We start from the raw sequence: 18,671 nt of genomic DNA, 5'->3' as shown, positions 1-18,671 counted from the left end.
ACGGCAGTTCCTGGACTCCGTCCAACAACCGCTGCCGGGGCGTCGCGCACGGGCCGGAGCGGGGAGCGGCGGGCTGCCCGGCCCGGGCTTGTAGACTCGACGGATCATGGCGCAATTCGGCTCTCTTTCCGACCGGCTGACCGAGACCTTCCGCAACCTGCGGAGCAAGGGTCGGCTGACCCCGTCCGACGTCGACGGCACTGTCCGCGAGATCCGGCGGGCGCTGCTCGACGCCGACGTCGCGCTCGAGGTCGTCAAGTCCTTCACCGCGGCCGTCCGCGAGCGCGCGCTCTCCGACGAGGTGAACAAGGCGCTCAACCCGGCGCAGCAGGTCGTCCAGATCGTCAACGAGGAACTCGTGGGCATCCTCGGTGGGCAGCAGCGGCGGCTCGAGTTCGCCAAGCGGCCGCCGACGGTCATCATGCTCGCGGGCCTGCAGGGTGCCGGCAAGACGACCCTCGCGGGCAAGCTCGGCAAGTGGCTCAAGAAGGACGGCCACACGCCGATGCTCGTCGCGGCGGACCTCCAGCGCCCGAACGCCGTGCAGCAGCTCCAGGTCGTCGGCGAGCAGGCCGGCGTCCACGTCTTCGCCCCGGAGCCCGGCAACGGTGTCGGTGACCCGGTCAAGGTCGCGAAGAACGCGATCAAGGCCGCGGTCGACCAGCAGTACGACACCGTCATCGTGGACACCGCCGGACGACTCGGCGTCGATGCCGAGCTCATGAAGCAGGCCGCGAACATCCGCAAGGCCGTCGACCCCGACGAGGTCCTGTTCGTCATCGACGCGATGATCGGTCAGGACGCCGTGAACACCGCGCGCGCCTTCCAGGAGGGCGTGGACTTCACCGGCGTCGTGCTGTCGAAGCTCGACGGCGACGCCCGCGGTGGTGCGGCCCTGTCGGTGGCGAGCGTCACCGGCCGGCCGATCATGTTCGCGTCCACGGGTGAGGGCCTCGACGACTTCGAGCCGTTCCACCCGGACCGCATGGCGAGCCGCATCCTCGACCTCGGCGACATCCTCTCGCTCATTGAGCAGGCGCAGGGTGCCTTCGACGAAGAAGAAGCCCGCAAGGTCGCCGAGAAGATCGCGAGCGACTCGTTCACGCTCGACGACTTCCTCGGGCAGATGCAGCAGCTCCGCAAGGCCGGCTCGATCAAGGGCATGCTCGGGATGCTCCCGGGCGCCAAGGGCATGCGCGAGGCGCTCGACAACTTCGACGAGAGCGAGATCGTCCGCACCGAGGCGATCATCCAGTCGATGACGAAGCAGGAGCGCCAGCTGCCGAAGCTGCTCAACGGCTCCCGTCGTCTCCGCATCGCCCGCGGTTCCGGCACGACCGTGACCGAGGTCAACGCCCTCGTGAACCGCTTCGAGCAGGCCGCGAAGATGATGAAGACGGTCGCCCGCGGTGGCGTGCCGCAGATGCCCGGCATGGGCCCGATCCCCGGGATGCACGGCGGCAAGAAGAAGCAGCCCGCCGGCGGCGCGAAGAAGAAGAAGGTGGGCAACCCCGCCAAGCGCGCCGCGCTGGCGTCGGGTGCTCCGGCACAGCCGCAGCAGCAGGCCCCGAGCGGTTCCGGCTTCGGCTTCGGCGGTGCCAAGGGCGGCAAGGCCCCCACCGAGGAAGAACTCGCGAGCCTGCAGAAGTTCCTCGGTCGCTGAACCCGCGTCGCCGACGCGACGACAGCACGGACGGGAGGCCCGTGGCGAGACCGCCACGGGCCTCCCGTCCGTCTCCCGACCGGTAGCAATGGCATGCAAAATACTGTCAGATCACATGGTGTTCGCTGATCGCACGCAATCCGCGTGAACGAGAGGAACTCCATGAAGCGCAACACCCGCCGTCTCTGTGCGGTGCTCGGTGCCGCCACGATCGTCGGTACCGCGATCATCTCCGGTCCGTCCGCCGCACTCGCTGCGCCCGGCGCGTCCTTCGGGCTCGCCGCGTCCTCGGCGCCGCACGCCGACGGGCTCCGGATCCAGACCGTGGAGGGCAAGGAGAGCGAGTCGGACAGCTCGGCCTCCTTCACGGTGTACTCGACGCACCCGGAACTCGTCGCCGAGGGCCCGGCGTTCGACCGGTTCGAGGTCGTCGTCCGCTACGGGGGCGAGCGTGTCTGCAGCATCGACGAACCGTCGTCGACCGGGGCCGCGCGCTGCGCCCTCGACCTGTCGACGATCCCCGGCCCGCAGCTCGTCGCGAAGGCGTACCGCGACGGCGAGGTCGTCGCGTCCACCGAGCTCCGGGTCACGTACCGTGCCGAGCCGCCCGTGATCGACCGCGTGGAGCGCGCCGCCGACGGCGCCTTCACGATCGCCGGGCACACGCTCTTCGAGAACCCCGGCAACCGCTTCCGCGCGGCCGTCCGCGACAACCCGCAGCTCGGTTCGACGAACGTCGCGGCGGACGGCACGTTCCGGCTGCAGGTGCCCGCTCGGTACGCCGGACAGACGCTCGGTGTCTACTTCGAGTACGACGGCGGCACCACGTCGTACGCACGTCGCGTCGAGCTGACGGTCGGCGAGGACGGGGTGCAGCTGCCGCTCACCGTGACCTCGGTCGGCGGCCACTCCTCGGGGCTCGCGGCCGGCCTCCCGCTGTACTCGGTGGGCGCCTCCGCGGTGGACTTCGCGGCGCACGGACCCGCGTTCGACCGGTTCGAGGTCGTCGACACCGCGACCGGCACGACGCTGCTCGACCTCCGCGAACCGTCGAGCACGGGCGACGTCGCGTCGACGATCGACTTCTCGTCGGTGCCGGCCGGGCCGTTCGAGGCACGTGCGTTCCGCGGCGACGAGCAGATCGCCTCGACGAAGTTCCAGGCGATCGTCCTGCTCCGTGACGCCCCGGCGGTCGCCGGCGTGCACGAGACGGCCACGGGTTTCCAGCTCGACGGCTCGATCGACGCGAAGCCGACCGGGAGCCGGCTCTTCGCCGAGGTGTCCCTCGGGGACGACCAGTGGACGGCCGTGGTCCGCCCGGACGGCACGTTCAGCGTGGACCTGCCCGCCGAGCTCGCCGAGCGCGAGGTCTCGGTGCGGGTCGCGCACGTCGGGCGCCCGAACGTCTCGTCGCCGTCGGTCACCACCACGGTCCCGGCGCGCGAGGGTGGCTCGGTCGAGCCGGAGCCGATCGTGGCCGTCCCGGCCCCGGGGCCGGTGGACGGGGGCTTCACCCCGACGCCCGGCGGTGGTGACAACGGCGGCGGTGACAACGGCGGCGGTGACAACGGTGGTGGTGACAACGGCGGTGGCGACAACGGCGGCGGCGACGAGGGCGGCCCGTCCGACGGCACCCCCGTCATCCGCGGCGCCGAGGACCAGGGCGGCAAGTGGGTCGCGGTCGTGCAGACCGCGCCCGGCCTCGAGGTCCACGTCACGGCCGACGGCGGCCTCTCGGCGACCGGTCGTGCCGACGAGCACGGCGTCGCGCGGATCCCGACGCAGCTGAGCTCGTCGTTCGACTTCCCCGTGATCATCGACGCGTACCGCTCCCGCTTCGACCGCGTCCGCACCGAGGGCGTGCTCGGGGACACCGGCGCGAACGTCGCCGACGGTGCCCACGCCCGCGTCGTCCGCGGCGCGACGGGCACCGCACGCTTCGACGCCGCCGGGTTCGAGGGCCGCGCGTCGATCACGCTGGCCGACGGGACGCACCTCGCCGACGCCCTCGTCGGGTACAACGGCCTCCTCCGGGCCGTGACCCTGCAGGGCGTCCCGGCCGACGCGGACCACGTGCTCGTCCGCTTCGGCGCCGGCGCGCCGGTCTCGGTCCCGATCGAGGGCTGACCCGGGATCGGCGTCGCCTGCGGGCGGCGCCGGCCGGGTGCCGTCCCGATCCAGCGCGGTCCCGTCCGGCGCTGCGCTGACCGGGACCCGGCCTGGTCGAGCGGCGCCGTCACGGAGCGCGCGTCCCACCGGACGGGAGGCGCGGTGTCGGCCGGCACCGCGCCTCCCGTCCGACAGGTGGTGGCGTCTAGAGCGAGTCGCGCAGCTCGGTGACCAGGTGGCGGACGACCGCGCGCAGGTCGCCGCCGTGCTCCTGCGCGACCTGGAGCTGCCGCTGGTACGAGGCGCCATCCGCGATCATCGTGTCGAGGTGGTGCAGCTCCTGCTGGCAGCCGAGCCGTTCGGCGATCGGGTCGAGGCGCTGCACGAGGTCGTGCACCTCGTCGGTGACGAGGCGTTCGTCGCCCGCCGCGTTCGTGATGATCTCGGCGTCCATGCCGTAGCGGGCGGCGCGCCACTTGTTCTCGCGGATGAACCACGGCTGCATCGACGGCAGGGTCTCGCCGCGATCGAGCCGGTCGGACAGGGCCGTGACGAGGCACTGCACGAACGCGGTCACCGCACCGACCTCGTGCAGGGTCGAGATGCCGTCGGAGACGCGGTTCTCGAGCGTGCCCCAGCCCGGCGAGGGCCGGATGTCCCATCGCAGGTCCTTGAACCCGTCGATCACGCCGGTCTTCGTCAGGTCGTCGACCACGGTCTCGAAGCCCGACCACTCCTCGATCGACGGCGGCAGGCCACCGGTCGGCAGCTGCTGGAACATGAGCGCACGGTTCGAGGCGTACCCGGTGTCGGTCCCGCCCCAGAACGGGCTCGACGCGGTGAACGCCTGCAGGTGCGGGACGTAGGCGAGCATCGCGTTCATGATCGGCACGGCCTTGTCGCGGTCGTCGATGCCGACGTGCACGTGGACACCCCAGATGAGCATCTGGCGACCCCACCAGCGGGTCCGGTCGATGAGCGTCGTGTAGTGCTCGCTGTCAGCCGTGATCTCCTGCTGGTCCCAGACCGCGAAGGGGTGCGTGCCGGAGCACATCACCTGCGCGTCGAGCGGCTCCGCGGCGTCGACGACCTCGCCGATGATGCCCGCGAGCTCGCTCGTGGCACCCCCGACGGTCTCGTGGACACCCGTGACGACCTCGACGGTGTTGGTGAGGAGTTCCTCGGTCACCCGGTCGTGGTCCCCGAGGCGCTCCTGCACCGCGGCGATCACGGCGGGTGCCCGGGGAGCGAGGTCGCCGGTGTCCCGGTCGACCAGCGGGAGCTCCCACTCGACGCCGATGGTCGACGGGCGGGACTCGGTGAAACGGATGTCCATGCGGCCATCCTGCCCGTGATGTTGGAGGGTCGGCACAAGGAACACCGGCCCGGGAGCGGCGTCCGGCAGAGTAGGGGCATGAGCACCGTCGCCCAGCCGGACCTCGCGGTCCTGTCGTCGCCCTGGACCCTCGGCCCCCTGCACCTGTCGAACCGCGTCGTGATGGGGTCGATGCACACCGGACTCGAGGTGCGGGACGACGGCGGAGCAGCGATGGCGGCCTTCTACCGGGAGCGCGCGGCAGGCGGGGTCGCGTGCATCGTGACCGGGGGCATCGCGGTGAGCGACGAGGCCCGCGGCGGCCCCGACTTCGCGGTGTTCGGGGCGGACGGCGCCGACGAGCGCTTCCGGGTCGCCGTCGACGCCGTGCACGACGAGGGCGGCACCGTGCTCGCGCAGCTGTTCCACGCGGGTCGGTACGCGCTCGTGCAGGGCGTGACCGACCGGCACGGCCGACCCCAGCGGGCGGTCGCGCCGTCCGCCCTGCCGTGGGCCGCCGCGCGCGGGGTCGTCCCCGAGGAGCTCACCGGGGACGAGGTCCGGTCGACGATCGAGGACTTCGCCGCCGCCGCTCGGTCCGCCCGGGACATCGGCTTCGACGGCGTCGAGATCATGGCGTCCGAGGGCTACCTCGTGAACCAGTTCCAGTCGCCGCTGACGAACCACCGCGAGGACGAGTGGGGCGGCACCCCGGAACGCCGTCGGCGCTTCGCGGTCGAGGTCGTCCGTGCCGTCCGGGCCGCGGTGCCCGACCTCGCGGTGACGATCCGGCTCTCCGGCGCGGACCTCATGCCCGGGTCGACGACCGACGACGAGGTCGACGCGCTCGTCCGGGACCTGCTGCCGCTCGGGCTCGACGGCGTCTCGGTGGGCATCGGCTGGCACGAGTCCCGCACGCCCACCGTGCAGGCCTCGGTGCCGCACGGGGCCTGGGTGTCCTACGCGGAGCGCATCGCCCGCGTCGTCCGGACCTCCGACCACCCGGACGTCCGCGTGATCGCGTCGAACCGGATGACCGACCTCCGCGACGGCGAGACGGTGCTCCGCGACGGCCTCGTCGACGCGGTTGCCCTCGCCCGCCCGTTCCTCGCCGACCCGGACATCGTCGCGCGGTCGCTCGGCGGCAGGTTCGACCTCGTGAACACCTGCATCGGCTGCAACCAGGCCTGCCTCGACCGGTCGATCGTCGGTGCCCCGGTGTCCTGCCTGGTCAACCCGCGCGCCGCGCGCGAGCTCGCGTTCCCGGCCCGACCCACGCGTCGGGCGCTGCGGGTCGACGTCGTCGGCGGGGGACCGGCCGGCCTGGCCGCCGCGGTCGACGCCGCACGACGCGGCCACACCGTGACGCTGTGGGAGGCCGACGCGTCGCTCGGCGGCCAGTTCGCCCTCGCCGCCGCGATCCCCGGCAAGGAGGACTACGCGGCGACCGTGCGGGCGGCCGTCGCCGAACTCGCGGACCGCGGTGCCACGGTGCACCTCGGGCGTCGCGCCGCCGTCGCCGACCTGGCCGGGAGCGACGCGGTGCTGCTGGCCCTCGGCGTCGTCCCGCGACCGCTCGACGTGCCGGGCGCGGACCTGCCGCACGTCGTCTCCTACGAGCAGGCCCTCCGCGAGGGCGTGCCGGCGGGGACCGTCGCGATCGTCGGCGGCGGCGGGATCGGCGTGGACACGGCGGCGTTCCTCGTCGAGTCGCCCGACGAGGTCGTCCGCGCCGCGGAGTTCGCCGAGCGCTGGGACGTCGACGTCGCCCGGGACGTCCTCGGCGACGTACCGCAGCGGCTGCCCGCGGCCGACCGGGTCACGCGGCCCGGCCCCGAGGTCACCGTGCTCCGGCGCGCCGGCAAGATCGGCCAGGGGATCGGCATCACCTCCCGCTGGGTGGCCGTCGGGCGCCTGCGGGACGCGGGTGTGCACCTCGTCGCCGGGGTCCGCGCGTACCTGCGGATCGAACCGGGCACGCTGTGGATCCTCGACGAGGCGGGCGTCGAGCGCGCCGTCCCGGCCGACCACGTCGTGGTGTGCGCCGGACAGGAACGCGCCCCCGGGGCGGAGGAGACCGGACCCGACGGGCTGGTGGCGAACCTCCGGGCTGCCGGCGTGCCGGTCGCCGTCGTCGGCGGGGCCCGCGACGCCAGCGGGGTCGACGCGGTCCGGGCGACGAGCGAGGCGCTCGAGGCGGTCCGGCGGCTCGCGCCCTGACGTCCCCGGCGGGTCGCGGCTCGCTTCTCGCGCGGAAACCTGCAAGAATGAACGGTCGAATCGCGTCTGCTCGACCCTCTATCCAGCAGGTCGCGACTTCCCTCGAGCTTCCACCGCGCGTGCCCCCACGCCCGCGGTTCCGGTTCAACCACAACATCACGCAACAGGAGTAATTGTGGCTGTCAAGATCCGTCTCAAGCGCCTCGGTAAGATCCGTGCGCCCTACTACCGCATCGTCGTCGCCGACTCGCGCACCAAGCGCGACGGTCGTGTGATCGAGGAGATCGGTCAGTACCACCCGACCGAGGAGCCCTCGGTCATCAAGATCGAGTCCGAGCGTGCGCTCTACTGGCTCGGCGTCGGCGCACAGCCGACCGAGCAGGTCGCGGCGCTCCTCAAGCTCACCGGCGACTGGGGCAAGTTCAAGGGCGAGGGCAACACCGAGTCCACCGTCAAGGTCGCCGAGCCGAAGCAGGCCTTCGTCGCGGACACCGCCAAGAAGGCCGTCCTCAAGCCGAAGTCGGAGAAGACGGCACCCGCCGCCGCTCCGGCCGACGACGCCGCCGAGACGACCGAGGCCTGATTCCTTGCTCGAATCCGCGCTGACGCACCTCGTCAAGGGGATCGTCGATCACCCGGACGACGTGCGCGTCGCCAGCTCCACCTCCGCGCGGGGCGAGGTCCTCGAGGTGCGTGTGCACCCCGAGGACCTCGGCCGCGTGATCGGTCGTGCCGGTCGCACCGCGAAGGCGCTCCGCACCCTCGTCTCGGCGCTGGCCGACGGCAAGCGGGTGCGCGTCGACGTGGTCGACTCCGATTCCTAGGGAGACGACCATTCCCAGCGAGACGACCCAGCTCCGGGTGGGGCGGATCACGAAGGCGCACGGGCTCAAGGGCGGCATCAAGCTCGAGCTCTACACCGACGACCCGGACCGTCGGTTCACCCCCGGAGCGGTCTTCACGCTCCAGGTCCCGGCGGAGTCCCCGTGGGCAGGCAAGACCCTCACGCTGGACGAACTCCGCTGGTACAACGGTCACCCGGTCGCCTTCTTCGAGGGTGTCGAGGACCGGACCGGTGCCGAGACGCTCGCCCGCGCGATCCTCTGGATCGAGCAGGACGCCGACTCCGACACCGGTGAGGACGACGCCTGGTACGACCACCAGCTCGTCGGACTCCGCGTGCTGCGGGACGGCGTCGAGGTCGGCACCGTCGCACGCGTCGACCACCTGCCGGCGCAGGACCTGCTGGCGATCGACACCCCCGACCGCGGCGAGGTGCTCGTGCCCTTCGTGGCCGCGATCGTCCCGGCGGTCGACATCGCCGCCGGCACCGTCACGGTGACCCCGCCCACCGGTCTGTTCGAGGACCCGGAGGACACGTCCCGTCCCGAGACGGTCTCGTAGGCACCGCGTGCGCATCGACATCGTCACGATCTTCCCGGAGTTCTTCTCCGTGCTCGACGTCTCCCTGCTCGGCAAGGCCCGCCAGGAGAAGCTGCTCGACGTGCACGTGCACGACCTGCGGCACTGGACGACCGACCGGCACCGGACCGTCGACGACACCCCGTACGGCGGCGGCGCCGGCATGGTGATGAAGCCCGAGCCCTGGGCCGAGGCCCTCGGGTCGGTCCTCCGCGAGGACGGTTCCTCCACGCTCGTGGTCCCGACGCCGGCCGGCACGCCCTTCCGGCAGCCGATCGCCCGGTCGCTCGCCGAGCACGAGCACCTCGTGTTCGCCTGCGGGCGGTACGAGGGCATCGACGCCCGGGTGTTCGAGTGGGCGTCGACGCGGGCGACCGTGGTCGAGCTCTCGCTCGGCGACTACGTCCTGAACGGCGGCGAGGTCGCGGCCATGGCCATGATCGAGGCCGTCGGTCGACTCGTCCCCGGCGTGGTCGGCAACCCGGAGTCGCTCGTCGAGGAGTCCCACGAGGACGGCCTGCTCGAGTACCCCTCGTACACGAAGCCGGCGGTCTGGCGCGACCTCGCGGTCCCGGACGTCCTGCTCAGCGGACACCACGCGCGCGTCGCCGCCTGGCGGCACGAGCAGCAGGTGGAGCGGACGCGTCGCGTCCGGCCCGACCTGCTGCCCGACGCGTAGGGCGCGGTCCCCGCGACACGACGGACGGGAGGCGCGGTGCCGGCCGGCACCGCGCCTCCCGTCCGTCGTGTGGTGCGTCCGTCGTCCGCCGCGTCTGCCGCGTCCGTCGTGTCCCGCCTCGGTCGCGTCTGTCGCGTCCCTCGCGTCAGCTCGAAGCGTCGCGCTGAGCGCGCCGGAGGGTGAGGACCTCCGGTCCGGCCTCGGTGACGGCCACGGTGTGCTCGACGTGCGCGGCCCGGGAGCCGTCGACGCTCCTGAGCGTCCAGCCGTCGGCGTCCTGCACGAGCTCGTCGGTGCCCTGCATGAGCCAGGGCTCGACCGCGACGACGAGGCCCGGGCGGAGCTTCAGGCCGCGACCGGGACGCCCGTCGTTCGGGACGTGCGGGTCGCCGTGCATCGTGCGACCGACGCCGTGGCCGCCGAACTGCGTGTTCACGGCGAAGCCAGCGTCCTTCGCGACCCGGCCGATCGCGTACGAGACGTCGCCGAGCTTGTTGCCCGGCCGGAACTGGTCGATGCCGGCCGCGAGGGCCTGCTCGACGGTCGCGACGAGCCGCTGGTCCTCGTCGCGCGGCGTGCCGACCTGCACGGTGACGGCGGAGTCGGCGACCCAGCCGTCGACGCTCGCGGCGAAGTCGAGGCTCACGAGGTCCCCGTCCACGAGCACGCGGTCGTGCGGGAGGCCGTGCAGCGCGGCGTCGTTCACCGAGGTGCACAGGTTCTTGCCGAACGGCGAGTTGCCGAACGAGGGGTGGTAGTCGACGTAGCAGCTGACGGCGCCCCGCTCGGCGATCATCCGCGCGGCGACGCGGTCGAGGTCGAGCAGGTTCACGCCGACGTCGACGGTCGTGAGCAGCTCGTCGAGGACGTCGGCCACGAACCGGCCGGCCACGCGCAGGCCGTCCAGCTCGGCGGGGGTGCGGAGTTCGATCATGGTCACCATCCTGCCCTGGTTGGTGCGATCACCGGACCTGTGGCAGGATGGGTGGCTGTGCCCTGGCTGGACTCTGCCACGGGGGAGTCGCCGACACCGGGCACACCACCATCTTTCCGAACATCGATCCGCGGCGACCCGTGTGCGTCCGCAGAGAGTGAACCGCTCATGAGCCAGCTCCTCGACAACGTCGACGCAGCATCGCTGCGTACCGACGTCCCCGACTTCCGCGCGGGGGACACCGTCAAGGTCCACGTCAACATCGTCGAAGGCACGCGTTCGCGTATCCAGGTCTTCCAGGGCGTCGTCATCGGCCGTCAGGGTCACGGCATCGGCGAGACCTTCAAGGTCCGCAAGGTCAGCTTCCAGGTCGGCGTCGAGCGCTGGTTCCCGGTGCACTCGCCGATCATCGACCACATCGAGATCGTCACCCGCGGTGACGTCCGTCGCGCCAAGCTGTACTACCTCCGCGAGCTCCGCGGCAAGGCAGCCCGCCGCAAGATCAAGGAGAAGCGCGACGCCTGATCGCCTTCACAGTGAGGCCCGCGAGCCGGGTACGCTGCGAACCCCTCGTCCATGTACGGTTGTGCATCGGCGGGGGGTTCACCCTTTCCCGCACCCGTTCCCGGGGGTGGGCACCGCATGCTCCTGGTGAGCGTGGTCGAGCGTCCGATCCGGGCGCGGTCGCAACGCTCCACGTGAGCGCGGAGAACGAGAGCAGGAATGACGGACACGACGCAGGAACCGGGGCGCCGCCCGCGATCCGACAAGAAGGCGAACGGGGTCCTGACGTTCCTCCGTGACCTCGTCATCATCTTCCTCGCCGCGCTGCTGGTGTCGTTCCTCGTGAAGACGTTCCTGATCCGGTCGTTCTACATCCCGTCGGCGTCGATGGAGAACACGCTCCAGATCAACGACCGGGTGATCGTCAACGAGCTCGTCCCGGATGCCGTCGCACTGAAGCGCGGCGACGTCGTCGTGTTCAAGGACCCGGGTGGCTGGCTCGCCGGGGCCGACGTGCCGAGTGTCGCTCCGACGACGCAGCCCGCGAAGGCGATCGACTGGTTGCTGACCCAGGTGGGCCTCGGCACCGGCGACAGCGACGACCACCTCATCAAGCGCGTCATCGGGCTGCCCGGCGACAAGGTGTCGTGCTGCAACGACCTCGGTCAGATGTCCGTGAACGGCGTCCCGATCAAGGAGCCGTACCTGAAGCTCCCGCTCGGTGAGACGCGCGCATCCGGCACCGACTTCTCGGTCACCGTGCCGAAGGGCACCATCTGGGTCATGGGCGACAACCGCTTCGACTCGAAGGACTCCCGCTACAACGGCGACACCCCGTCGAAGGGCTTCGTGCCGTTGTCCGACGTCACCGGGCGCGCCTTCGTGATCTCCTGGCCGACGAGCCGCTGGACGTGGCTGGACGACTACCCCGAGGTCTTCGCCGGCGTGGAGGAGCGCGACCGGTGACCGCCGTCCGGCCGTCGCTCCGGTTCGAGAAGCGGCTGCTCGGGGAAGGCCGCGTCACGGTGCTCGGCATGGACGAGGTCGGCCGCGGGGCGATCGCCGGGCCGGTCGCCGTCGGGGTCGCCGCCGTGACGCTCGACGTCGGGCGCGTCCCGCAGGGGCTCGCCGACTCGAAGCTGCTCAGCGCCGCACGTCGCACCGAGCTGGTGCCCGTCGTCCGTCGCTGGGCGCGCACGGCGGTCGGGATGGCACCGGCGGAGGTCGTGGACCGGCAGGGCATCGTGCCCGCGCTCGGACAGGCCGGTGCGGCGGCGATCGCCGACCTCGTCGCCGACGGGCTGTCCCTCGACGGAGCCGTGGTGGTGCTGGACGGGTCGTTCGACTGGCTGACGCGTGCGGTGCCGCCGTCGCTCACCGCCGGCCGGCCGCTCGACGTCGTCGTCCGGGTCAAGGCCGACCGGGACTGCGCCTCCGTCGCCGCGGCGTCCGTCGTCGCGAAGGTCGAGCGGGACGCGCTGATGACCGCCGCGCACGCGGATGCTCCGCACTACGCGTGGGCGTCGAACAAGGGCTACGGGTCGGCTGCGCACTACGACGGCATCCGTGCCGTCGGGGTGCACGCGCTGCACCGGACCAGCTGGCTCCACCAGGCGTCGGCGGTGGCGCTCGACGGGTTCGAGGAACTCGACGCGGTCGGTCGCTGACCGGGGCCGACGCGCGCGTCCGTGTCGCCGCGGGACCGGGTGCGACGCACGGGTCCGTGTCGCGGGAGGTCCGGGTGCGACGCGCGCGTCCGTGTCGCCGCGGGACCGGGCGCGACGCACGCGTCCGTGTCGCCGGAGGTCCGGGCGCGACGCACGCGTCCGTGTCGCCGTAGAATGGGTGCGCGATGGATGACGACGAATTCGACGACTACGACCGTGAGGTCGAACTGGCCCTGTACCGGGAGTACCGCGACGTCGTGTCGCAGTTCCGCTACGTGGTCGAGACCGAGCGGCGTTTCTACCTGGCGAACGAGGTCGACCTCGTCCGCCGTGACACCGAGCACGACTTCTACTTCGAACTGTCGATGAGCGACGTCTGGGTGTGGGACGTCTACCGTTCCGACCGTTTCGTGAAGTCCGTCCGGGTGTTGACGTTCAAGGACGTGAACGTCGAGGAACTCACCTCGCGGGAACTCGAGCTGCCGAAGGAACTCGCGCTCGACGAGTGATCGTCGTTTTCCCCGTGCATTCTTTCTGCGTCATCCGGCGGAGTGGTCTGCGCATTCCGGTGACATTCCCGCTAACCTGACGTGGACACCCGTCCCCGCAACCAGGAGCAGACAATGGCACAGAAGGTCACCGTCCAGCTCGTCGACGATCTCGACGATTCGCCCATCACCGACGGACAAGGCCGCACGGTCGAGTTCTCGTTCGACGGTTCGCACTACGAGATCGACCTCTCCGACGACAACGTCGACAAGTTCCGCGAGGCGATCTCCGACTACGTCGCGGCGGCCCGCAAGGTCTCCGGTCGTCGTTCCGGTGGCGCGTCGACGCCGAAGTCCGCTCCCAAGCGCGGCAATTCCGAGGAGCTCGCGAAGATCCGGGAATGGGCGAAGGAGAACGGGTACGAGGTGTCCAGCCGCGGTCGTATCTCGACCCAGGTGCAGGAAGCGTACGCAGCCGCGCACTAGTCGCGAGCGCGTGTGAGCCCCGGGTGACCATCGGTCGCCCGGGGCTTCGTCATTCCTCCACAAGCCCGAGAATTGTCGGCACTGTCCACAGGGCATTCCGCGTGTCCCGCGACTCCGCCCCGACGGCGTCATCCTTCCGGCAGGAGGTGGCGACATGGACGGATCGACAGGACGCCGCGGTGCGCTCGGAGCGACGGGCGAGCGGCTCGCAGTGGAGTGGATGGAGGCGAACGGCTTCCGGGTGGTCGACCGCAACTGGCGGTGCCGCACGGGTGAGGTCGACGTGGTGGCCTGGCACGGCGACACCCTCGTCTTCGTCGAGGTGAAGACGCGGGCCGGGACGTCGACGGGGCACCCGTTCGAGGCGATCACCCCGGCGAAGACGGCGCGGCTCCGGAAGCTCGTCGGGCGCTGGTCGGCGGCGCACCCGGAGGTCTCCGCGCCGGCCGTCCGCATCGACGCCGTGGCGGTGCACGTGGACGGTCCACGGCACGGGATCGAGCACGTGGCGGGTCTGCTGTGACCGGGATCGGGCGCGCCTCGGCCGTCGCGCTGCTCGGGGTGAGCGGTCGCCGCATCGAGGTCGAGGCCCACCTCACGAGCCAGCTGCCCGGGTTCAGCATCATCGGACTGCCGGACACGTCCCTCGGCGAGGCACGCGAACGGGTGCGGGCGGCCGCGGCGAACGCCGGGGCGCCGCTGCCGGCGCGGCGGATCACGGTGAACCTGACCCCGGCGGCGATCCCGAAGCGCGGGTCCGGGTTCGACCTGGCCATCGCGATGGCGGTGCTCGCCGGGGCCGGTGTCGCGCCGGACGTGCACGAACGGATCGTCTACATCGGCGAGCTCGGCCTCGACGGTCGGCTGCGGCCGGTCCCCGGGGTCGTGCCGATGCTGCTCGCGGCGCGGGAGTCCGGTGCCGAACGGGTCGTCCTGCCGACGGGGAACCTCGACGAGGCCCGGTTCGTGCGCGGCGTCGCGGTGCACGGCGTCGACTCGCTCCGCGCGGCCGCGATCGCGGCGGGGGCCGCGCTGCCGAGCGTCGAGGTGGATCCCGTCCCGAGCCCGAGCGTCACCACCGAGCAGCTGCCGGTCGCCGAACTGGCGGACGTCGTCGGCAACCCGACCGGCGTCCGCGCCGTGGTGGCCGCTGCCGCGGGTGGCCACCACGCGCTGCTGCTCGGACCACCGGGAGCCGGCAAGACGATGCTCGCGGAGCGCCTGCACGGGATCCTGCCGGACCTCGACGACGAGGCGGCGCTCGAGGTCGCCGCCGTCCGCTCCGTCGCCGGACACGGAGCGGCGTCGTGGACCACCCGTCCGCCGTGGGAGGCACCGCACCACTCCGCCTCGGCGGTGTCGCTCATCGGCGGGGGGAGCGGCACCGTCCGACCGGGGGCGGTGTCCCGGGCGACCCGTGGCGTGCTCTTCCTGGACGAGGCGCCGGAGTTCCCGCGGGCGGTGCTCGACGCGCTGCGGCAGCCCCTCGAGTCGGGCACGGTCACCGTGCACCGAGCGGTCGGCGCCGCGGAGTTCCCCGCGCGGTGCCAGGTGCTGCTCGCGGCGAACCCCTGCCCGTGCGGCAACGCGGGCCAGGGGACCCTGCCGTGCGAGTGCTCACCGGCGGCCGTGCGGCGCTACCTCGGGCGGATGTCCGGGCCGCTGCTCGACCGGATGGACATCCGCGTGCGGGTGCCCCGCGTGACCACGGCGACGATCCGGAGCGGGGACGGCTCGACGCCGACCACGGCCCGGGCACGCGCGGACGTCGAACGGGCGCGCGCGGCGATGGCCGAGCGGCTGCAGGGGACCGGGTGGTCGCGCAACGCCGAGGTGTCCGGAGGGTGGTTGCGGCAGCCCGGCCACTCGGAACCCGGGGCGACCGCCGTGCTCGACCGGGCGCTCGACCTCGGGACCCTGACGATGCGCGGGTGGGACCGGACGATGCGGCTCGCGTGGACGCTCACCGACCTGCAGGGCGCTGAGCGCCCGTCGGACGTGCACGTCGGCCAGGCCCTGGCGCTCCGGAGCGCCCTGTGAACGAGGCGGGCGGTCTGCTGGACCTCGCCGGGGCCGTGCTCGACGGCGGGCTCGACCAGGTCGACCTCGCCGAGGCGGCGTCGCGTGTGGCGTGGTCGACGCTCGTCGAGCCGGGCGACGGGCTCGCCGGGGGCCTCGTCGCCGGCGTCGGTGCCGGTCGTTCGCTGCTCGCGCTGCGCGCCCGCTGCGAGGCGGGTCCGGGGAACGGGTCGGACGGCTGCGACGACCTGCTCGCGCTCGCGCTGGACGCGCAGGTCCCCGGGTCGGAGGACCCCGTCGCCTACGCCGATGCCCTGGCGTCCGCGGTCGAGCGCTGGGCGCCCCGGGTCGCCGTGCTCGACCCGACCGCCGCGCTCGCGGCCGCTGCCGCCGTCGGCGCCCGGCTGCTGGTGCCCGGCTGTCCGGGGTGGCCGGAGCGCGTCGACGACCTCGACGTGCACGCCCCGGTCGTGCTCTGGGCCCGCGGTCGCCCGGAGGTCGTCCGACCGTCGCTGTCCGTCGTCGGGTCGCGGGCGAACACCGTGGCGGGGGCCGAGGCCGCGGCGGAGATCACCTCCCTCGCCGCCGACGCCGGCTGCTCGGTCGTGAGCGGTGGCGCGTACGGCATCGACGCCGTCGCCCACCGGGTGTCGATCGCCGCCGGTGCACCCACCACCGCGGTGCTCGCGGGCGGCATCGACCAGCTCTACCCCGCCGGCAACGCCGACCTGTTGCGGAACGTCAGCAGGCAGGGCGCCGTGCTCGCGGAGTCGCCGCCGGGGACGCGACCGACGCGCTGGCGGTTCCTGGCGCGGAACCGGCTCATCGCCGCCCTCGGCGACGCGACGGTCGTGGTCGAGGCCGGTGCACGGTCGGGTGCGTTGAACACCGCGCACCACGCCGGGCAGCTCGGACGGCCGGTGTTCGCCGTGCCGGGGGCGTTCTCGTCGTCCGCGTCGGTCGGCTGCCACCGGCTCGTGGCCGACGGGCGGGCACAGCTCGTGGTCCGCCCGGAGGACCCGGTGCGGGCGGTGGTCGAGCCGGCGGTGGGCGGCGGGGCCGTCGGCGGAGGGGCGGTGCACACGCCGGGGCCGCGCGGGCGACCGTCCGGCGACGGTGTGGACGGGGACGGTCGGGCAGCACCGCTCGTCGGTGCGCGGCTCGACGCCGAGGTCCTCCGGGTCCTCGATGCACTCGCGCGGCGCCCCCTGCCGGAGCACGAGGTGGTGGTGCGGAGCGGCATGTCGCCGTCCGAGGTCGCGGACGCCCTCGCGCTCGCCGAACTGCAGGGGCTCGCCACGCACACCGCGTCCGGGTGGGTGCGGGCGTGACCGGGCCGCGCGACCTACGCTGGGCACGTGACCGGGACGGCGGACGGGCGGCTCGTGGCCGCGGTGGAGGTGTTCCTGGAGCACGTCCGGAACGCCCGCGGTCTCAGCGAGCAGACGGTCCGCGCCTACGCGAACGACCTCGACCAGCTCGTCGCCTTCGCCCACGAGCGCGGGGCACGGCAGACCTCGGACGTGACACTCGAGCTCCTGCGGGACTGGCTGTGGGAGGCCGACCAGCGCGGTCTGGCCCGGTCGACCCTCTCACGGCGGTCCTCGTCGGTGCGCGCCTTCACCCGCTGGGCCAGCGAGTCGGGCGTGGTGCCGACCGACGCCGGTGTGCGGCTCCGCGCCCCGAAGCGCGCGGCGCACCTCCCACGGGTGGTGGGCTCCGACCAGGTGCGGCGGCTCCTCGACGGCCTTGCGGTCCGTGCGGCATCGGACGACCCCGGGGCGCTCCGTGACCTCGCGGTCGTCGAGTTGCTCTACGCGACGGCGATCCGCGTGAGCGAACTGGTCGGCCTCGACCTCGGTGCCGTGGACCGGAGCCGCCTGACGGTCCGGGTGCTCGGCAAGGGCGGTCGCGAGCGGGTGGTGCCCTTCGGGGTGCCCGCGAACGACGCCCTCGAGGCGTGGACCGCCCGGGGTCGTCCCGTCCTGGCCGCGCGGTCCGAGAACGCCGGCGACGCACTGTTCCTCGGCGACCGGGGTGGACGGCTCGGCGTCCGGAGCGTCCACCGGACCGTCGCGCGGATCCTCGCCGACCTGCCCGGGGACGGTCCGAGCGGACCGCACACCTTCCGGCACACGGCGGCGACGCACCTGCTCGACGGGGGAGCGGACCTGCGGGCGGTGCAGGAACTGCTCGGGCACGCGAGCCTCGGTACCACGCAGATCTACACGCACGTGTCGTCAGCGCGTCTGCGGGAGGTCTACCGCACGGCGCACCCGCGAGCCTGACGAACGGCGGGCCAGCGAGTCTGACGAACGGCGCACCAGCCAGCCTGGCGAACACACCAGCGAGCCTGAGCGGCACAGCCCGACCCGCGTCTCCGACTCATCCCGGCCACGCGGACTCCGGCAGGAGTACCGGCCACGCCGCCGCCGGCAGGTAGGGCGTCGGGTCGATGTACCGACCGTCCACCCGTGCCCCGAGGTGCACGCACGACGCCTCGGCTGAGCAGTGCCCCACCGCGACCGTGCCGATCGGATCGCCCCGACGGACCACCTCGCCGCCGGCGACGAGCGGGGCGACCGAGTCGAGCGTCGACACCAGCCCGTCGCCGTGGTCGATCGACACGACCCCTCGGCCGGCCACCTGTCCGGCGAACGAGACCACCCCGTCGGCGACCGCGACCGTCTGCGTCCCGACCGCCGCGTCGACGTCGATGCCCCGGTGGCCCGCGGCGTACTCGTCTGCGGGGGCCTCCCACCCGCGCTCGACGACCCGGCCGCCCGTCGGCCACACCCAGGGTGCCTCCGACCGGGTCCCGGCGTCACCGACGACCCGACCCGCGGCCGGCTCCGGGACCGAGGCCGGGACGAGGAGCGAGACCGAGACCGAGACCGAGACCGGGGTCGGGACCGGGTCCGGGGTCGGTACCGAGACCGCGACAGGGACCGGTGCAGGGACCACTGCGACCAGCGCCAGGACCAGTCCGAGGACCGGTGCGACGGGACCTGACGAACGCATGCCCCGAGCGTCGCAGCGGCGTGCATCACCCCGCACCGACGCGAGCCGACCTGTGGACGGCGGGACGCGCCTCCAGGCCTGTGGAGGACGGGACACGCGCGTCCTGCCGACCCGCGCACGGCCGGTTGTGCCCCGGGCCCGCTG

Annotated in this window: 19 protein-coding genes; 16 read left to right on the top strand and 3 right to left on the bottom strand. The window is 72.9% G+C overall.

Annotated features, from left to right (window positions below; all coding sequences use genetic code 11):
• The first annotated feature begins 106 nt into the window (after positions 1–106).
• Positions 107–1,663, top strand: a complete 1,557-nt coding sequence (gene ffh / locus QOL15_RS10120; protein ID WP_065961977.1) for a signal recognition particle protein — start codon at positions 107–109, stop codon at positions 1,661–1,663.
• A 162-nt stretch (positions 1,664–1,825) separates the two neighbouring features.
• Positions 1,826–3,790 carry a hypothetical protein gene (locus tag QOL15_RS10115; protein ID WP_071248851.1) on the top strand — a complete coding sequence of 655 codons (1,965 nt, stop codon included), beginning with the start codon at positions 1,826–1,828 and terminating at the stop codon, positions 3,788–3,790.
• 187 nt (positions 3,791–3,977) lie between these two features.
• Here QOL15_RS10115 and QOL15_RS10110 read toward each other — a convergent pair whose 3' ends face one another.
• Entirely contained in the window at positions 3,978–5,108 is a 1,131-nt protein-coding gene (locus QOL15_RS10110; protein WP_065961983.1) for a glutamate--cysteine ligase, read from the bottom strand.
• Positions 5,109–5,186: 78 nt separating this feature from the next.
• On the opposite strand from QOL15_RS10110, the gene QOL15_RS10105 reads away from it, so the two are divergent.
• The 5 genes from QOL15_RS10105 (at position 5,187) to trmD (ending at position 9,408) form a co-directional block, all read left to right on the top strand.
• Positions 5,187–7,307: an FAD-dependent oxidoreductase gene (locus QOL15_RS10105; protein WP_071248847.1), complete on the top strand. Its 2,121-nt coding sequence runs from the start codon at positions 5,187–5,189 to the stop codon at positions 7,305–7,307.
• Positions 7,308–7,482: 175 nt separating this feature from the next.
• On the top strand, positions 7,483–7,890 hold the full coding sequence (gene rpsP, locus QOL15_RS10100) for a 30S ribosomal protein S16 (RefSeq protein ID WP_065961987.1): 408 nt from the start codon (positions 7,483–7,485) through the stop codon (positions 7,888–7,890).
• A 4-nt stretch (positions 7,891–7,894) separates the two neighbouring features.
• Entirely contained in the window at positions 7,895–8,131 is a 237-nt protein-coding gene (locus tag QOL15_RS10095) for an RNA-binding protein (protein WP_065961989.1), read from the top strand.
• 37 nt (positions 8,132–8,168) lie between these two features.
• Complete coding sequence (rimM, locus tag QOL15_RS10090; protein ID WP_083230193.1) at positions 8,169–8,711, top strand: ribosome maturation factor RimM; 543 nt, start codon at positions 8,169–8,171, stop codon at positions 8,709–8,711.
• A 7-nt stretch (positions 8,712–8,718) separates the two neighbouring features.
• Positions 8,719–9,408 (top strand): tRNA (guanosine(37)-N1)-methyltransferase TrmD, encoded by a 690-nt coding sequence (gene trmD / locus QOL15_RS10085; protein WP_071248844.1) that lies wholly within the window; start codon positions 8,719–8,721, stop codon positions 9,406–9,408.
• Between the two features lie 145 nt (positions 9,409–9,553).
• On the opposite strand, the gene map is transcribed toward trmD, so the two are convergent.
• The gene (map, locus tag QOL15_RS10080; RefSeq protein ID WP_065962033.1) at positions 9,554–10,342 is read right to left on the bottom strand and encodes a type I methionyl aminopeptidase; all 789 of its coding nucleotides are present in this window, start codon (positions 10,340–10,342) and stop codon (positions 9,554–9,556) included.
• Between the two features lie 168 nt (positions 10,343–10,510).
• Here map and rplS point away from each other — a divergent pair, with 168 nt between their 5' ends.
• The 9 genes from rplS to QOL15_RS10035 all read left to right on the top strand — a co-directional run bounded on the left by rplS (position 10,511) and on the right by QOL15_RS10035 (position 17,794).
• Positions 10,511–10,867: a 50S ribosomal protein L19 gene (gene rplS / locus QOL15_RS10075; RefSeq protein ID WP_065961995.1), complete on the top strand. Its 357-nt coding sequence runs from the start codon at positions 10,511–10,513 to the stop codon at positions 10,865–10,867.
• A gap of 198 nt (positions 10,868–11,065) precedes the next feature.
• Positions 11,066–11,812 (top strand): signal peptidase I, encoded by a 747-nt coding sequence (gene lepB / locus QOL15_RS10070; protein ID WP_065961996.1) that lies wholly within the window; start codon positions 11,066–11,068, stop codon positions 11,810–11,812.
• Positions 11,809–12,513, top strand: a complete 705-nt coding sequence (locus QOL15_RS10065; protein WP_083394107.1) for a ribonuclease HII — start codon at positions 11,809–11,811, stop codon at positions 12,511–12,513. Before lepB ends, QOL15_RS10065 begins: the two co-directional genes overlap by 4 nt.
• Before the next feature lie 185 nt (positions 12,514–12,698).
• Positions 12,699–13,022, top strand: coding sequence for a DUF2469 family protein (locus tag QOL15_RS10060; RefSeq protein WP_065962000.1), 324 nt, complete (start codon positions 12,699–12,701; stop codon positions 13,020–13,022).
• 114 nt (positions 13,023–13,136) lie between these two features.
• A complete protein-coding gene (locus tag QOL15_RS10055; protein WP_065962001.1) occupies positions 13,137–13,487 on the top strand; it encodes an Lsr2 family protein in 351 nt (116 codons plus the stop codon).
• A gap of 154 nt (positions 13,488–13,641) precedes the next feature.
• The gene (locus QOL15_RS10050; protein ID WP_071249155.1) at positions 13,642–14,010 is read left to right on the top strand and encodes a YraN family protein; all 369 of its coding nucleotides are present in this window, start codon (positions 13,642–13,644) and stop codon (positions 14,008–14,010) included.
• The gene (locus QOL15_RS10045; protein WP_083394108.1) at positions 14,007–15,527 is read left to right on the top strand and encodes a YifB family Mg chelatase-like AAA ATPase; all 1,521 of its coding nucleotides are present in this window, start codon (positions 14,007–14,009) and stop codon (positions 15,525–15,527) included. Before QOL15_RS10050 ends, QOL15_RS10045 begins: the two co-directional genes overlap by 4 nt.
• The gene (dprA, locus tag QOL15_RS10040) at positions 15,524–16,837 is read left to right on the top strand and encodes a DNA-processing protein DprA (RefSeq protein WP_071249157.1); all 1,314 of its coding nucleotides are present in this window, start codon (positions 15,524–15,526) and stop codon (positions 16,835–16,837) included. Before QOL15_RS10045 ends, dprA begins: the two co-directional genes overlap by 4 nt.
• A 27-nt stretch (positions 16,838–16,864) precedes the next feature.
• Positions 16,865–17,794: a tyrosine recombinase XerC gene (locus QOL15_RS10035; RefSeq protein WP_065962006.1), complete on the top strand. Its 930-nt coding sequence runs from the start codon at positions 16,865–16,867 to the stop codon at positions 17,792–17,794.
• 97 nt (positions 17,795–17,891) lie between these two features.
• Here QOL15_RS10035 and QOL15_RS10030 read toward each other — a convergent pair whose 3' ends face one another.
• Positions 17,892–18,527, bottom strand: a complete 636-nt coding sequence (locus QOL15_RS10030; protein ID WP_083394109.1) for a murein hydrolase activator EnvC — start codon at positions 18,525–18,527, stop codon at positions 17,892–17,894.
• Between the last annotated feature and the right edge of the window lie 144 nt (positions 18,528–18,671).

Origin of the sequence: Curtobacterium sp. MCBA15_012, from assembly GCF_001864935.2 — a bacterium.
Classification (GTDB): domain Bacteria; phylum Actinomycetota; class Actinomycetes; order Actinomycetales; family Microbacteriaceae; genus Curtobacterium.
The sequence above is the reverse complement of the archived record's forward strand: the minus strand, read 5'-3'. Positions and strand labels throughout refer to the sequence as shown.

Excerpts from the sequence above, each read along its gene's own strand:
- ffh (WP_065961977.1), top strand. The coding sequence starts at position 107 with ATGGCGCAATTCGGCTCTCTTTCCGACCGGCTGACCGAGACCTTCCGC.
- QOL15_RS10115 (WP_071248851.1), top strand. The coding sequence starts at position 1,826 with ATGAAGCGCAACACCCGCCGTCTCTGTGCGGTGCTCGGTGCCGCCACG.
- QOL15_RS10110 (WP_065961983.1), bottom strand. The coding sequence starts at position 5,108 with ATGGACATCCGTTTCACCGAGTCCCGCCCGTCGACCATCGGCGTCGAG.
- QOL15_RS10105 (WP_071248847.1), top strand. The coding sequence starts at position 5,187 with ATGAGCACCGTCGCCCAGCCGGACCTCGCGGTCCTGTCGTCGCCCTGG.
- map (WP_065962033.1), bottom strand. The coding sequence starts at position 10,342 with ATGATCGAACTCCGCACCCCCGCCGAGCTGGACGGCCTGCGCGTGGCC.
- rplS (WP_065961995.1), top strand. The coding sequence starts at position 10,511 with ATGAGCCAGCTCCTCGACAACGTCGACGCAGCATCGCTGCGTACCGAC.
- lepB (WP_065961996.1), top strand. The coding sequence starts at position 11,066 with ATGACGGACACGACGCAGGAACCGGGGCGCCGCCCGCGATCCGACAAG.
- QOL15_RS10060 (WP_065962000.1), top strand. The coding sequence starts at position 12,699 with ATGGATGACGACGAATTCGACGACTACGACCGTGAGGTCGAACTGGCC.
- QOL15_RS10055 (WP_065962001.1), top strand. The coding sequence starts at position 13,137 with ATGGCACAGAAGGTCACCGTCCAGCTCGTCGACGATCTCGACGATTCG.
- QOL15_RS10050 (WP_071249155.1), top strand. The coding sequence starts at position 13,642 with ATGGACGGATCGACAGGACGCCGCGGTGCGCTCGGAGCGACGGGCGAG.
- QOL15_RS10030 (WP_083394109.1), bottom strand. The coding sequence starts at position 18,527 with ATGCGTTCGTCAGGTCCCGTCGCACCGGTCCTCGGACTGGTCCTGGCG.